The organism is Streptomyces sp. SAJ15 (genome assembly GCF_007595705.1).
Classification (GTDB): Bacteria; Actinomycetota; Actinomycetes; order Streptomycetales; family Streptomycetaceae; genus Streptomyces.
In genome coordinates this window covers 384123-398899 of sequence record NZ_NISY01000004.1, presented here as the reverse complement: position 1 = coordinate 398899, position 14777 = coordinate 384123, and the positions used below count along the sequence as shown (strand labels likewise).

Annotated in this window: 11 protein-coding genes; 1 reads left to right on the top strand and 10 read right to left on the bottom strand. The window is 71.1% G+C overall.

Annotated features, from left to right (window positions below; translation table 11 throughout):
* Positions 1 to 4: 4 nt before the first annotated feature.
* From CD790_RS14310 to CD790_RS14265, 10 genes are all read right to left on the bottom strand, one after another.
* Positions 5 to 1552, bottom strand: a complete 1548-nt coding sequence (locus CD790_RS14310) for a CYTH and CHAD domain-containing protein (protein ID WP_144383583.1) — start codon at positions 1550 to 1552, stop codon at positions 5 to 7.
* Positions 1553 to 1592: 40 nt separating this feature from the next.
* Complete coding sequence (gene rodA, locus CD790_RS14305) at positions 1593 to 2726, bottom strand: rod shape-determining protein RodA (protein ID WP_186319032.1); 1134 nt, start codon at positions 2724 to 2726, stop codon at positions 1593 to 1595.
* 62 nt (positions 2727 to 2788) lie between these two features.
* Positions 2789 to 4930: a penicillin-binding protein 2 gene (gene mrdA / locus CD790_RS14300; RefSeq protein ID WP_144383581.1), complete on the bottom strand. Its 2142-nt coding sequence runs from the start codon at positions 4928 to 4930 to the stop codon at positions 2789 to 2791.
* A 141-nt stretch (positions 4931 to 5071) separates the two neighbouring features.
* Positions 5072 to 5776 carry a rod shape-determining protein MreD gene (gene mreD / locus CD790_RS14295; protein ID WP_144383785.1) on the bottom strand — a complete coding sequence of 235 codons (705 nt, stop codon included), beginning with the start codon at positions 5774 to 5776 and terminating at the stop codon, positions 5072 to 5074.
* A 5-nt stretch (positions 5777 to 5781) separates the two neighbouring features.
* Complete coding sequence (gene mreC, locus CD790_RS14290; RefSeq protein ID WP_144383580.1) at positions 5782 to 6732, bottom strand: rod shape-determining protein MreC; 951 nt, start codon at positions 6730 to 6732, stop codon at positions 5782 to 5784.
* Positions 6733 to 6977: 245 nt separating this feature from the next.
* Positions 6978 to 7997, bottom strand: a complete 1020-nt coding sequence (locus tag CD790_RS14285; RefSeq protein WP_144383784.1) for a rod shape-determining protein — start codon at positions 7995 to 7997, stop codon at positions 6978 to 6980.
* Positions 7998 to 8300: 303 nt separating this feature from the next.
* Entirely contained in the window at positions 8301 to 8714 is a 414-nt protein-coding gene (gene ndk, locus CD790_RS14280) for a nucleoside-diphosphate kinase (RefSeq protein WP_144383579.1), read from the bottom strand.
* Between the two features lie 234 nt (positions 8715 to 8948).
* Entirely contained in the window at positions 8949 to 9299 is a 351-nt protein-coding gene (locus CD790_RS14275; protein WP_144383578.1) for a DUF4233 domain-containing protein, read from the bottom strand.
* Position 9300: 1 nt separating this feature from the next.
* Positions 9301 to 10827 carry a folylpolyglutamate synthase/dihydrofolate synthase family protein gene (locus tag CD790_RS14270; protein WP_144383577.1) on the bottom strand — a complete coding sequence of 509 codons (1527 nt, stop codon included), beginning with the start codon at positions 10825 to 10827 and terminating at the stop codon, positions 9301 to 9303.
* A gap of 177 nt (positions 10828 to 11004) precedes the next feature.
* On the bottom strand, positions 11005 to 13647 hold the full coding sequence (locus tag CD790_RS14265; RefSeq protein ID WP_144383576.1) for a valine--tRNA ligase: 2643 nt from the start codon (positions 13645 to 13647) through the stop codon (positions 11005 to 11007).
* 229 nt (positions 13648 to 13876) lie between these two features.
* On the opposite strand from CD790_RS14265, the gene CD790_RS14260 reads away from it, so the two are divergent.
* A complete protein-coding gene (locus tag CD790_RS14260) occupies positions 13877 to 14758 on the top strand; it encodes a hypothetical protein (RefSeq protein ID WP_260867571.1) in 882 nt (293 codons plus the stop codon).
* Positions 14759 to 14777: the final 19 nt, after the last annotated feature.

The following is a 14777-nucleotide window of genomic DNA, read 5'->3' as shown; positions in this document are numbered from 1 at the left end:
CGCGTCACGCCCCCAGCGCCGCCCGGTGCCTCTTCCGTGAGACCTCCGCCCACAGCTCGGGCAGCTCCCGCTCGCGGTCGGCCGCCAGGGCCTCCTCGTGCCCGTAGACGAGGCCGTAGGTGAAGGTGCTCTCCCCCGCGGCGTGCGCCTGGGCGGACAGCTCGGTCAGCGCCTGGCGCGCGACCACGCTGTCCTGGTGGTCGCCGAGCGCGTCCTGCACGGAGGTCATGCGCTGGGCGAAGCGCTTGGCGGGCTTGCCCAGCGCCGGGCGGGCCGCCTCGGCGGCGTAGCGGGTGCGCTTGGCGGCCTTCCGGGCGGCGTGGGCGGCCTCGTCGCGCTCGGGTCCCGCCGGGGCGCTCAGGGCGGTCTCCACCCGGCTGGCGAGGCGGGCGAAGTCGCGGAGCACCGCCTTGCGGAGCACCTTCCGCGGGGACTTCGCGGCGGCCGGGCGCAGCGGCGGGTCGGCGAGCAGGGCGTCGAGCGCGTTCAGCAGCGCGAGATACCGCTCGCCGTCGAGCAGGGCGATCACCTGCCGCCGGGACCCGCCGCGGTGCGCGTGCGACCAGGTGTGCAGCCGGTTGCGCACGGGGCCCACCCGCAGCGCGGGCGGCACCTCGTTCAGTCGCCGGCTCAGCCGCTCAGTGAGCACCTCGTGGTCGCGGTCCACGCCGAGCTCGGCGGCCAGCCACTTGAGCTCCTCGCCGAGGGGGTCGGTGACGCCGCGGTCGAGCACCTTGGCGTAGGACCGGAACAGGCTGCGCAGTCGACGGGTGGCCACCCGCATCCGGTGGACGGAGTCGGGGGCGTCCAGGCGCACGGCGGGGTCGAGCGCGACGAGGGCGGCGAGCTGGCCGCGGGCGTAGTCCAGCACCACGTCGCCGGCGGTGGGCTCGGCCGGCCGGGGCGGCCGCGGGGCCTCGGCGGTCCGCTTCCGCTCCTCCTCGGTGGCGGTCTCGTGCAGCGCCCTGGCCAGCTTGGAGCTCGCGGCGGCGCGCCGCACGCCCGCCTTGCGCAGCTTCTTCTCGATCGCGTCGAGCAGCCGGGGGTCGCGTCCCTCGGCCAGCTCCACCTCGATCTCGGTCCAGCGCGCCGGCGCCCGTTCCCCGTCCCCGTCCGCCAGCCGGTAGGCGGTGACCCGGTCGACGGAGCCTTCGGCGAGCGGCCCGCCCTCGGCGTCCAGCAGCCGGTGCACCTCGCGCTCGGAGACCAGCCGGACCAGGGGGACGACCCGGGCGCCCCGGGTGCGGGAGTGGATGAGGGCGGCCAGCCGGCGGGGCAGGGCGTCCGCGAGCGGCGCCCGGATCTCGTCCCGGGTGTCGGGGCCGGCCGGCAGCTTCAGATGCCATCCGGCGTCGTCGCCGCCGGTGCGGCGGCGCAGCGTGATGCCGTCGGCCGCCAGCCGCCGGTCCGGGGTGTCGTAGTAGGTGGCGTCGAGGGTGACCACTCCCCCGGCGACGGTGCGCGCCACGCCGGGGACTCCGCTCAGGTCGGGGAGCCCCCCGGCGTCGGCCGCGTCGTACTTCCGCTCGACTTCTCGCACGGTGTCCGCCATGCGTCGAATCTAGCCCCGCGGCGGGTCCGGCGACAGGTCGTCAGGCGGCGACCGGCCGTTGCACGCGGATGGACTGGAGGAGTCCGACCGCTATCCAGACGGCGAACATGGAGGATCCGCCGTAGGAGACGAACGGCAGCGGCAGGCCGGCCACCGGCATGATCCCGAGCGTCATGCCGATGTTCTCGAACGACTGGAACGCGAACCAGGCGATGATCCCGGCGGCGACCACGGTGCCGTACAGCTCGGTGGTGTCCCGCGCGATGCGGCAGGCCCGCCACATCACGACGCCGATCAGCGCGATGATCAGGCCCGCGCCGAGGAATCCGAGCTCCTCGCCGGCGACGCTGAAGACGAAGTCGGTCTGCTGCTCGGGCACGAACTGACCGGTGGTCTGGGTGCCCTGGAACAGCCCGGAGCCGGTGAGACCACCGGAGCCGATGGCGATGCGCGCCTGGTTGGTGTTGTAGCCGACGCCGGCGGGGTCGAGGGCGGGGTTGGCGAACGCGGCGAAGCGGTCGATCTGGTACTGGTCGAGCACGCCGAGCTGCCAGACCAGGACGGCGCCGAGCACGGCGGTGCCGATGAGTCCGGCGATCCAGCGGTTGGAGGCGCCGGAGGCGAGCAGCACGGCCAGCACGATCACCGCCATCACCATCACGGAGCCCAGGTCGGGCATGAGGAGCACGATGGCGATGGGCAGCGCGGCCAGGGCCAGCGCCTGGACGACGGTGCGGTGGTCGGGGTGGACGCGGTCGCCCGCGTCCACCCGTGAGGCGAGCAGCACCGCCATCCCCAGGATGATGGTGATCTTGGCGAACTCGGACGGCTGGAGGGAGAAGCCGCCGCCGATCACGATCCAGGCGTGCGCGCCGTTGATGGTGGAGCCGAGCGGGGTGAGCACGGCCAGCACCAGCAGCACCGACAGCGCGTAGAGGACCGGCACGGCGCCGCGCAGGGTGCGGTGGCCGAGCCAGATGGTGGCCACCGCCAGCGCCAGCCCGATGCCGGTGTTCAGCACATGGCGGAACAGGAAGTAGTACGGGTCGCCCTGGTTGAGCTCGGTGCGGTTGCGGGTCGCGGAGTACACCAGCGCCGCGCCGATGGCGGAAAGGGCGAGCGCGGAGAGCATGAGTATCCAGTCGAGCCGGCGCACGAGGGAGTCGCGCGCCATGAGCTTGCCCCACGTGGACTTCTCCGGCCCGTACCTGCGTACGGCGAGTTCGGACGACGCGCTCACTCTTCGGGCCGCCTTCCGGTCGTGCCGATGGCCGTGTACTTCTCGCCGAACGACTTGGCCTCGACGGTCCCGTCACGGTTGATCTTGGGCAGCCTGCGCTGCGGCTCGGGCAGCAGCGCCTTCCCGCGGTCGATCTCGCCGTCGGGGGAGACGCCGTACATCGCGCTGTAGATGTTGCGCACGGCCGGCCCGGAGGCGCCGGAGCCGGTGCCGCCCTGGGAGATCGTCATCACGATCGTGTAGTCCTTGGTGTACGACGCGAACCACGAGGTGGTCTGCTTGCCGTAGACCTCCGCCGTACCGGTCTTGGCGTGCATCGGGATCTTGTCCTGCGGCCAGCCGCCGAAGCGCCAGGCGGCGGTGCCGCGGGTGGCGACGCCGGCCAGGGCCTCGTTTATCTGCCGATTGGTCTTGGCGTCCATCGGCAGCCTGCCGTGCGACGCGGGCTTGATCTCGCGCACCTTCTTGCCGTCGGCGCTGATGACGGCCTTGCCGACGGTGGGGTCGTAGAGCGTGCCGCCGTTGGAGATGGCCGAGTAGATGGTGGCCATCTGGATCGGGGTGACGAGGGTGTCGCCCTGGCCGATGGAGTAGTTGACGGCGTCACCGGCGCGCATCTTCATGCCCTCGAGGCAGTTCTCGTAGGCGATCCGCTCGGCGTAGTCGCCGCTCTTCTTCCCCTGCTTGCACCAGACGTCCTTGTTGGCCTTCCAGTAGTCCTTCTTCCACTGGCGGTCCGGGACCCGGCCGCTGACCTCGTTGGGGAGGTCGATGCCGGTCTCCTTGCCGAGGCCGAACTGGTGGGCGGTCTTGTAGAACCAGTCCTTCGGGTGCTTCTTGGGGTTGATCCCGCCGTCCTTCTGCCACTGCTGGTGGGACAGCCCGTAGTAGACGGTGTCACAGGAGACCTCGAGCGCCTGGCCGAGGGTGATGCTGCCGTGGCCCTGGGACTCGAAGTTCTTGAAGACCTGGCCGCCGATGCTGTACGAGCTGGGGCAGGGGTAGCGGTCGGAGAACCGGTAGCCCGCGTTGACCGCGGCCGTGGTCGGGATGACCTTGAAGATCGAGCCGGGCGCGGCCTGGCCCTGGATGGCGCGGTTGAGCAGCGGGTAGTTGGACTTCTTGCCGGTGAGCTTCCGGTAGTCCCTGGCGGAGATGCCGCCGACCCAGGCGTTGGGGTCGTAGGTGGGGTTGGACGCCATGGCGACGATCCGGCCGGTCCTGGCCTCCATGACGACGACGGCGCCCGCGTCGGCCTTGTAGTTGGTGCCGGTGTTCCGGTCGGAGACCTTGCGGGCCTCCTTCATCGCCAGTGCCAGCTCCTTCTCGGCGATGGCCTGCACCCGGGCGTCGATGCTGGTGACGACGTTGGACCCGGGCTCGGCCCGCTCGCTCTTCCCCTTGCCGATGACCCGGCCGAGGTTGTCCACCTCGTAGCGGGTGATGCCGGCCTTGCCGCGCAGTTGGTCGTCGTAGGAGCGCTCCAGGCCGGAGCGGCCGATCTGGTCGGAGCGCAGCAGCGGCGACTCGCTCTTCTCGGCGTCCTTGATCTCCTCGTCGGTGACCGGGGAGAGGTAGCCCAGGACCTGGGCGGCGTTGGCGTCCCCGGGCGCGGCGTAGCGACGCACCGGGGTGGGCTCGGCGCTGATGCCGGGGAAGTCCTCGGCGCGCTCGCGGATCTGGAGCGCCTGCTGGGTGGTGGCCTCGTCGGTGATCGGGATGGGCTGGTACGGGGAGCCGTTCCAACACGGCTGCGGCGTCTTGGCGTCGCACAGCCGCACCTTGTCCATGACCTCCTGCGGCTTCATGTCCAGGACCGCGGCCAGCCGGGTGAGCACCGCCTTGCCGTCGTCCTTCATCTTCATCAGGTCGGTGCGGCTGGCGGAGACCACGAGGCGGGTCTCGTTGTCCGCGAGCGGGATGCCGCGGGCGTCCAGGATCGAGCCGCGGGTGGCGGGCTGGATGACCTGCTGGACGTGGTTGCTGGCGGCCTCGGCGGTGTACTCGTCGCCGTTGCGGATCTGGAGGTACCACAGGCGCCCGGCGAGGGTGAGCAGCAGCGAGAAGACCAGGATCTGGATGGCGACGAGGCGAACGGTGATACGCGTGGTCCGCCCGGTCTCAGGAATGTTGCTCATGGCGCGTCAGCGCCTCCGTTGAGGGTGGTGGCGGGTGACGAAAGGGAACCGCTCGGCGCGTCAGCGCCTCCGTTGAGGGTGGTGGCGGGTGACGGGAGGGAGTTGCTCATGGCGTCCTCCATGAGCGGTGACGGCGCCGCCTCACAGCCTCTTGACCCCCTTGATGCGTCCCGCCTTGTTGGCGCGGCTCTTGGCGGCCTTGGTGAGGAGCCCGCCGCGCTGGCTGCCGATGCGGGCGGCTCTGCCCATACGGCCGGAGCCGCGGCCGGTGCGCATCGAGCCGGCCGGGGTGAGCCAGCCGCTGTCGCCGCCGGCTCCGCCGCCGGAGCTGTCCGCCATCGGGTCGTTGTCGGTGCGGCGGGCGATGGCCATGATCAGCGGCACGGTGAAGGGCGCCAGCAGCAGGTCGTACAGGGCGGCCGTGAAGAGCAGGTGGCCGAGGCCCACATGGCTGGCGGCGGTGTCGCCGACCAGGGAGCCGACGCCCGCGTAGAGCAGGGTGGAGCCGAGGGCGCCCGCGACGACCACCAGCATGGGCCCGGTGGCCGAGCGGAGCTGCCCGTTCTCGGGTCGGGCGAGGCCGGCCAGGTAGCCGATGACGCACAGGACCAGGGCGTAGCGCCCGGCCGCGTGGTCGGCGGGCGGGGCCAGGTCGGCGAGGAGGCCGGCGCCGAAGCCGATGAGGGCGCCGCCGGTGTGTCCGTAGACCAGCGCCAGGCCGAGCACGACGAGCAGCAGCAGGTCGGGGACGGCGCCGGGCAGGTTGAGCCGGGCGAGCACACAGACCTGGGTGATCAGCGCGACGATCACCAGGGTCGTGGAGAGCAGGATCCGGTTGATGCGCAGCATCGTCAGTCCCTTTCGGCGGCGTAGGCGTCTTCGTCCTCGCGCGCGGGCGGGGTGGCCGTGACGGTGACCGTGGGCGCCGGCTCGGGCTTCTTCGGCTTGGGCGGCAGCACCGCGTCGCGCGGGTTCTCGCGCGGCGGCTGGACGACGACGCCGACGATGTCGAGCTTGGTGAAGCCGACGTACGGGCGCACCTGGACGGTGCGGGTGAGTCCGCCGTCGGACGGGTCGACGCGGACCACCTCGCCGACCGGGACCCCGGGGACGAACGGCTTGTTGGCACGCGAGCCGAAGGTGACCAGCCGGTCGCCCTTCTTCACCTTGGCCTTGCCGTTGAGCAGTTGGAGCCGCAGCGGTCGGTCGCCCTGGCCGGTGGCGAAGCCGAGCTCCCCGGTCTTCTCCATGCGGGTGCCGACGGTGAAGTCGGGGTCGCCGGCCAGCAGCACGGTGGAGGTGGAGCGACCGACGGTGGTGACCCGGCCGACCAGTCCGTCGCCGTTGATGACGGTCATGTCGCGGCGGATGCCGTCCTTGCCGCCGACGTCGATGGTGACGGTCCATGAGAAGCCCTGGGCGGCGCCGATGGCGATGACCTCGGCGCCGATGACGCCGTAGCGGCCGGCACCGGCGCTCTTCATCATCCTGTCGTACTCGGCGTGCCGGGCGCGGTTGCGCTCCTCGCTGCCGAGTCGCTGCTTGAGCTCCGCGTTCTCCCGTTCGAGGTCGCTGATGCGGTCGTGTCGCTCATCGGAGTCCCGCACGGCGGCGATGGCGTTGCCGACCGGGTCGACGACCTGGGCCACGCCGTTCTCCACCGGCCCGAAGACGGACTCGGCGGACTGCCGGGCGCCGTCCAGGGGTGAGTCCTCGCCGCCGCGGATGTCCACCGTGATCAGTGCGAACGCGATGGCAATCAGCAGCACCAGGAGCAGTCTGCTCTCTCGTGTGTCCCTCACGTGCGGCGACGTGCCTTCCTCGTAGGAGTCGGACCTTATGCCTGTATATCAGCGTTGTCTGCCGGCGTTCCGCCGCATGGGCGAAGCGGCGCCCGTGCGGCGGAAACGCGCCGATGACGGAGTGTCATCCACGAGCTGGTACGGCGTCCATACGGAGGTCGTACACATGTCGCACGGGGCCGTACGACGGTGAGGGGATGCCGCCAACGGCACCGGGTGTGGGCCGTTCGCGGATCACCCGCGGGTCATCTGCGGGGCTGGGCGTCCAGCACCTGCTGGAGGGCCTCGAACTCCTCGACGCACTTGCCGGAGCCCAGGGCCACGGAGTCCAGCGGGTCCTCGGCGATATGGATGGGCATACCGGTCTCCCGGCGCAGCCGCTCGTCCAGGCCGCGCAGCAGCGCGCCGCCGCCGGTGAGCACGATGCCACGGTCCATCACATCGCCGGAGAGCTCGGGCGGGCACTTGTCGAGCGTGGTCTTGACCGCGTCGACGATGGAGTTGACCGGCTCCTCCATGGCCTTCCGGACCTCCGCGGCGGAGATCACCACGGTCTTGGGGAGTCCGCTGACCAGGTCGCGGCCGCGGATCTCGGTGTGCTCCTCCTGCTCGGTCTCGTAGGCCGAGCCGATGGTGATCTTGATGTTCTCGGCGGTGCGCTCGCCCAGCAGCAGGCTGTACTCCTTCTTGACGTGCTGGATGATCGCGTTGTCCAACTCGTCGCCGGCGACCCGGATGGACTGCGCGGTGACGATTCCGCCGAGCGAGATGACGGCGACCTCGGTGGTGCCGCCGCCGATGTCCACCACCATGTTGCCGGTGGCCTCGTGGACCGGCAGTCCCGAGCCGATCGCCGCCGCCATCGGCTCCTCGATGATGTGCACCTGACGGGCACCCGCCTGGGTGGACGCCTCGATCACGGCGCGGCGCTCGACCCCGGTGATGCCGGACGGCACGCAGACCACGACCCGCGGACGCGCCAGATAGCGCCGCTTGTGGATCTTGAGGATGAAATAGCGGAGCATCCGCTCGGTGATCTCGAAATCGGCGATCACCCCGTCCTTGAGCGGACGGACGGCCACGATATTGCCAGGGGTCCGGCCGATCATCTTCTTCGCCTCGGCGCCCACCGCGAGGATTCCGCCGGTGTTGGTATTGATGGCGACGACTGACGGCTCGTTGAGGACGATCCCGCGGCCCCTGACGTACACCAGCGTGTTGGCGGTCCCGAGGTCGACAGCCATGTCACGGCCGATGAACGACATGTTGTTCCCCATGAGGATACGTCTGGCCTTCCCAACTGGAGCGAATGCTTACTTGAGGTCGGCAGGATGGGTGCGCTGCGAGGCGCGGAAGCTTCATCGTAGTCTCGCTCGCTCGAACACGACGCGAGGGTCCTCCGCCATTGTCAGCAGAACACGTACCCGCCCCCTCTCATGGTGACGTCGTGTCGGGGTGTCGCGTTCCCCCGATCGGCCCGCATATGCCAAGGGGCGACCGAAAATAGCGGTCGCCCCCGGTCAGCGGGGTGTGGACGTGATTCCGCCTCAGACGAAGGTGGTGCGGGTTCAGCCCAGGCCGGGGAAGAAAATCTTGATTTCCCGCTCGGCGGATTCCTCCGAGTCAGACGCGTGAATCAGGTTCTCACGCGTGATGGTGCCGAAGTCGCCCCGGATGGTGCCGCTCGGCGCCTTGATCGGGTCGGTCGGGCCGGCCAGCGCGCGGACGCCCTCGATGACCCGCTCGCCCTCGACGACGAGCGCCACGATCGGGCCGGAGGACATGAAGGCCACCAGCGGCTCGTAGAAGTCCCGGCCGACGTGCTCGGCGTAGTGCTGCTCCAGCGTGTCGCGGCCGAGGGTACGCAGCTCCAGCGCGGTGACGGCCCAGTTCGCCTTGCGCTCGATCCGGCCGATGATCTCGCCGACCAGGCCCCGCCGAACGGCGTCGGGCTTGAGGAGGACGAGGGTGCGCTGGGTCATGGTGCGGCTCCTTGGGACAGACGTCGCGCGGCATGGCGATGTCGCACGGACGGGCGTACGCGGTCGGTGTGTAGTGCCGAAGGCTACAGGGGCGGGACGGGTGCGCAGCACCCGGCATCGCACCTGGTCATCGGATATTCACCGATCCCTCGGACGGGCCGGGACGGCGGCTGCCCGAAGCGACCGCGGCCGTGCCCCGACCGGGCCCCGCCGGACCCCTCCCGCGCCGCGCGGCTAAGCGGATCGCTCGGCCGCCGCCTGCGCCGCGAAGCGGGCCTTCGCCTCGTCGACCTTGCGGCCGAAGTGGACCGAGGCCCACCACAGGGCGGCGAAGAGGGCGCCCAGGATGAACATCGTGCTGACGACGAAGCCGCTGAGGATCAGCCCGACCTGGAGCGCCCAGCCGATCTGCACCGCCCCCGGGCGGCTGACCATGCCGCACAGCAGCAGGCACAGCACCATGGCGACGCCGCTGACCGTCCACACCGTGGCGGTCGACAGGTCGGAGGTGTTCATCGCCACCAGCCCGGCGAAGCCGATCACGAAGAACTCGCCTATCAGCGTGCTCGAACACAGGGTTCGCATCTCAGCCCCTCCCCAGCAGCAGCCGGGCCTCGCCCACCGTGATCACGGAGCCGGTGACCAGCACGCCGGCGCCGGTGAACTCGCCCTCTTCCTCGGCCAGCGTGATCGCCGCCTCCAGCGCTTCGTCCAGTCGCGGCTCGACCTGCACCCGCTCCTCGCCGAAGACCTCGACCGCGACCGCCGCCAGCGCGTCGGCGTCCATCGCGCGGTGGGTGGAGTTCTGCGTCACCACGATCTCGGCGAAGATCGGTTCGAACGCCTCCAGGAAGCCGCGCACGTCCTTGTCGCCGCTGGCCCCGACCACGCCGATGAGCCGGCTGAAGCCGAACGCCTCGGAGATCGCGGCGGCCGTGGCCTGCGCGCCCGCCGGGTTGTGCGCGGCGTCCAGCACCACGGTCGGGCTGCGCCGCACCACCTCCAGCCGGCCCGGCGAGGTGACGGAGGCGAACGCCCGGCGCACCGTGTCGATGTCGAGCGTGCGGGCGTGCTGCGAGCCGATGCCGAAGAACGCCTCGACCGCCGCCAGCGCCACCGCCGCGTTGTGCGCCTGGTGCGCCCCGTGCAGCGGCAGGAAGACCTCCGGGTACTCGCCGCCCAGCCCGCGCAGCGTCAGCAGCTGCCCGCCGACCGCCACCTCGCGCGCCAGCACGCCGAACTCCAGGCCCTCGCGCGCGACCGTGGCGTCCACCTCGACGGCCTTCTTCAACAGCACCGAGGCGGCGTCCACCGGCTGCTGCGCGAGCACCACGGTGGCGTCCTTCTTGATGATCCCGGACTTCTCGACCGCGATCTCCTCGGGCGTGGCTCCGAGCCGGTCGGTGTGGTCCAGCGCGATGGGGGTGACCACGGCCACGCCCGCGTCGATCGCGTTGGTGGCGTCCCAGGTGCCGCCCATGCCGACCTCGACCACGGCGATGTCCACCGGGGCGTCCGCGAAGGCCGCGAAGGCCATGGCGGTGAGCACCTCGAAGAAGGACAGCCGGTACTGCTGCTGGGTGTCGACCATCTCGATGTACGGCTGGATGTCCCGGTACGTCTCGATGAACCGCTCGGCGGAGATCGGCGCCCCGTCCAGGCTGATCCGCTCGGTGACCGACTGGACGTGCGGGCTCGTGTAGCGCCCGGTGCGCAGCTCGAAGGCGGCCAGCAGCGCCTCGATCATGCGGGCGGTGCTGGTCTTGCCGTTGGTGCCGGTGATGTGGATCGACGGGTACGCGCGCTGCGGCGAGCCGAGGATGTCCAGCAGCGCCTCGATGCGCACCAGCGACGGGTCGAGCTTGGTCTCGCCCCAGCGGCTGGCGAGCTCCGCCTCCACCTCGCGCAGCGCGCGGTCGACCTCGGGGTCGGTGGGGCGGGCCGGGATCGGGTCTCCCGTCGGCGGCCCGGCCTGCGTGCGCAGGGTGCGACTCCCCGCCTCGATCACCGCCAGGTCGGGGTCGCGGTCGGTCTCCGCCTCCACGATCTCGTCGAACTCGTCGATCGGACCGGGCGTGGAGTCGGGGTCGTCGTTTCGGGGGCGCTCGCTCACGCGGACCAGTCTACGAGCCCCCTGTGACAACACCGGCCGGACAGGCGGACGAGGCCGGATCCGACCGGCTCCGGGGTGGTGGTGCGGGCCACGCACCGCCCCGCACCGCACCGCACCGCACGGCGGGCCCGTACGGATGCGACATCCGTACGGGCCCGCCGTTAGGTGGTGCCGGGGTCAGCCCTGCGGCAGGTTCGCCAGCTGGGCGGTGATCCGGGCGATGTCCGCCTCGGCGGCCGCCTTCCGGGTGCGGATCTTCTCGACCACGTGGTCGGGGGCCTTGCCCAGGAATGCCTCGTTGCCGAGCTTCGCCGTGGTCTGCGCCAGGTCCTTCTCGGCGGCCGCGAGGTCCTTGGCCAGCCGCTTGCGCTCGGCCGCGACGTCGATGGCGCCGGACAGGTCGAGCGCGACGGTCGCGCCCGCGACCGGCAGCGAGGCGGTGGCGGTGAAGTCGTCACCGGCCGGCTGGAGCCGCAGCAGGGCGCGCATGGCGTCCTCGTGGGCCGCGAGCCCCGGAAGCACGGCGCCCTCCAGGTCGAGTCGGGCCGGGACCCGCTGGCCGGGCTGCAGGCCCTGGTCGGCGCGGAACCGGCGGACCTCGGTGACCACCTGCTGGACGGTCTCGATCTCCCGCTCGGCGGCCGGGTCGCGGAAACCGCTGTCGACCGGCCATGCGGCGATGACGATCGACTCGCCGCCGGTGAGGGAGGTCCACAGGGTCTCGGTGACGAACGGGACGACCGGGTGCAGCAGCCGCAGCGTCACGTCCAGGACCTCGCCCAGGACGCGGCGCGAGGCGTCGGCCTCGGGGCCGCCCTTGAGGAAGGTGGTCTTGGAGAGCTCGACGTACCAGTCGAAGACCTCGTCCCAGGCGAAGTGGAACAGCGCGTCGGAGAGCTTCGCGAACTGGTAGTCGTCGTAGTAGGCGTCGACCTCGGCGATGACCGCGTTGAGCCGGGACAGGATCCAGCGGTCCTCGGGTCGCAGCCGCTCGGCCGGCGGCAGCTCGCCCTCCACCGTCGCGCCGTTCATCAGCGCGAAGCGGGTGGCGTTCCAGATCTTGTTGGCGAAGTTGCGGGAGCCCTGCACCCAGTCCTCGCCGATCGGCACGTCGGTGCCCGGGTTGGCGCCCTTGGCCAGGGTGAAGCGGACGGCGTCGGAGCCGTACTTGTCCATCCAGTCCAGCGGGTCGACGACGTTGCCGAAGGACTTCGACATCTTCTTGCCGCGCTCGTCGCGCACCAGGCCGGTGAGGGCGATGGTGTGGAAGGGCGCGACACCGTCCATCGCGTACAGACCGAACATCATCATCCGGGCGACCCAGAAGAAGATGATGTCGTGGCCGGTGAGCAGGACGTCGGTGGCGTAGAACTTCTCGAGGTCCGGGGTCCGGTCCGGCCAGCCGAGGGTGGAGAACGGCCACAGGCCGGAGGAGAACCAGGTGTCGAGCACGTCGGTGTCCTGGTGCCAGCCCTCGCCCGTCGGCGGCTGCTCGTCCGGTCCGACGCAGAGGACCTCGCCGTCCGGGCCGTACCAGACCGGGATGCGGTGGCCCCACCACAGCTGGCGCGAGATGCACCAGTCGTGCATGTTGTCGACCCAGTCGAAGTAGCGCTTCGACATGTCCTCCGGGTGGATCTTCACCACGCCGTCGCGGACGGCGTCGCCGGCGGCCTGGGCCAGCGGGCCGACCTTGACCCACCACTGCATGGACAGCCGCGGCTCGATCGTGGTCTTGCAGCGCGAGCAGTGGCCCACGGAGTGGACGTACGGGCGCTTCTCGGCGACGATCCGGCCCTGGGAGCGCAGGGCGCCGACGATGGCGGAGCGGGCCTCGAAGCGGTCCAGGCCCTGGAAGGGACCGTGGACGGTGATGTTGCCGCGCTCGTCCATGACCGTCAGCGAGGGCAGCCCGTGGCGCTGGCCGATCGCGAAGTCGTTGGGGTCGTGCGCCGGGGTGACCTTGACGGCGCCGGTGCCGAACTCGGGGTCGACGTGGGTGTCGGCGACGACCGGGATGGTGCGGTCCGTCAGCGGCAGCTTGATCTGCTTGCCGATGAGGTGGGCGTAGCGCTCGTCGTCCGGGTGGACGGCCACGGCGGTGTCGCCCAGCATGGTCTCGGCGCGGGTCGTCGCGACGACCACGCTGTCCTCGCCCTCGCCGTACCTGATCGAGACGAGCTCGCCGTCGTCCTCCTGGTACTCCACCTCGATGTCGGAGATGGCCGTGAGGCAGCGCGGGCACCAGTTGATGATGCGCTCGGCGCGGTAGATCAGCTCGTCGTCGTAGAGCCGCTTGAAGATCGTCTGGACGGCGCGGGACAGGCCCTCGTCCATGGTGAAGCGCTCACGGCTCCAGTCGACGCCGTCGCCGAGGCGGCGCATCTGGCCGAGGATCTTGCCGCCGTACTCCTCCTTCCACCGCCACACGCGCTCGACGAACTCCTCGCGCCCGAGGTCGTGCCGGGACTTGCCCTCCTCGGCGAGCTGCTGCTCGACCTTGTTCTGGGTGGCGATGCCGGCGTGGTCCATGCCGGGCAGCCACAGCGACTCGAAGCCCTGCATGCGCTTGCGCCGGGTGAGCGCGTCCATGAGGGTGTGCTGGAAGGCGTGGCCCAGGTGGAGCGAGCCGGTGACGTTCGGCGGGGGGATGACGATGGTGTACGAGGGCTTGTCGCTCTTGGCGTCGGCCGTGAAGTAACCGCGCTCTACCCAGCGCTCGTACAGCTGCCCCTCTACCTCGGCCGGTGCGTACTGGGTCGGCAGTTCAGGGTGGCTGTTCGGCCCGCTCGCGGGGCTCTGCTGAGTGTTCTCGGTCACGACGGTCAGTCTAAGGGGCCCCGCCACTCCGTTACGAACCCGTTGTCGCCCCGGCGTCAAGCGTCCGTATGACGTCGGGAAGGATGTTGCGCATCTGTCGCGAGCATCGAAGAGCATTCCGTCGCATCGTCGCATCAAAAGAGGGGCACGCTTGAGCTACCACCAGCCGCCACCGCAGCCCGGGCCCTACGGGTCCCAGCAGGGCCCGTACGGCGCAGGTCAGCCACCGATGCCGAATCCCTACGCCCAGCAGCCCGGTTACGGCTACCCCTCGGCCGGCGGCGGCCAGGGCCAGCCCGGCCCGTACGCGCAGGCGCCCGCTCCCGGCCCGTACGCGCAGCAGCCGGCCCCCGGGCCGTACGCCCAGCCGGGTCCCTACGGCCAGCCGGCGCAGCCGCAGGCCCCCGCGCAGGCCCAGGCCCAGCCGGGCTACGGCTACGGCTACCCACCGCCCGCTCCCGCCCCCCGCGGCGGAAAGGGCAGGAAGCTCGCGCTCGCCGGCGGGGCGCTGCTGGCGCTGGCCGCGGTGGGCGTGGGCGCCGTCCTGCTGACCGGCGGCGGCTCGGGCGACTCCGGCCCGTACAAGCTGACCACCCCCGACACCGTCGCCGGCGACTACGCCCGGCAGGGCTCGGGCACCAGCGAGAAGGACCTGTCCGAGTCGGGGCAGGAGCAGCTGAAGCAGGTCCCCGGCGTCAAGGACCCGCACCTGGTGGCCGCCAACTACCTCAGTGCCGGCAAGCAGATGATGAAGTTCACCGGCGTCTGGGGCGAGATATCCGACCCCGCGCGCGGAGCCGAACTCGCCCTCGCCGGCATCGTCAAGGCCCTCCAGGACAGCGACACGGCCCAACCCCAGGGCGCGGCCCAGAGCTTCACCCCGGACGGCTTCGACGGGGACGTACTGAAGTGTCAGATGTTGAAGTTCGCCTCCCCCAAGGGATCCATGGAGGCCCCCGCGTGCGTCTGGGGCGATGAGAGCACGCTGGGCGTCACGGTGATGGCGGACCCGGCCGCGGCGGTCCTGGGCAGCGGCGGCATGTCACTGGAGGACGCGGCGGAACTCACGGCGAAGGTACGGAAGGACGCCCGCGTCGAGATCGACGGGTAGCACGTCGGGCCCGCCCCGA

Excerpts from the sequence above, each read along its gene's own strand:
- rodA (WP_186319032.1), bottom strand. The coding sequence starts at position 2,726 with ATGGCGCGCGACTCCCTCGTGCGCCGGCTCGACTGGATACTCATGCTC.
- CD790_RS14260 (WP_260867571.1), top strand. The coding sequence starts at position 13,877 with ATGCCGAATCCCTACGCCCAGCAGCCCGGTTACGGCTACCCCTCGGCC.
- mrdA (WP_144383581.1), bottom strand. The coding sequence starts at position 4,930 with ATGAGCAACATTCCTGAGACCGGGCGGACCACGCGTATCACCGTTCGC.
- CD790_RS14285 (WP_144383784.1), bottom strand. The coding sequence starts at position 7,997 with ATGTCGTTCATCGGCCGTGACATGGCTGTCGACCTCGGGACCGCCAAC.
- CD790_RS14275 (WP_144383578.1), bottom strand. The coding sequence starts at position 9,299 with ATGCGAACCCTGTGTTCGAGCACGCTGATAGGCGAGTTCTTCGTGATC.
- ndk (WP_144383579.1), bottom strand. The coding sequence starts at position 8,714 with ATGACCCAGCGCACCCTCGTCCTCCTCAAGCCCGACGCCGTTCGGCGG.
- CD790_RS14310 (WP_144383583.1), bottom strand. The coding sequence starts at position 1,552 with ATGGCGGACACCGTGCGAGAAGTCGAGCGGAAGTACGACGCGGCCGAC.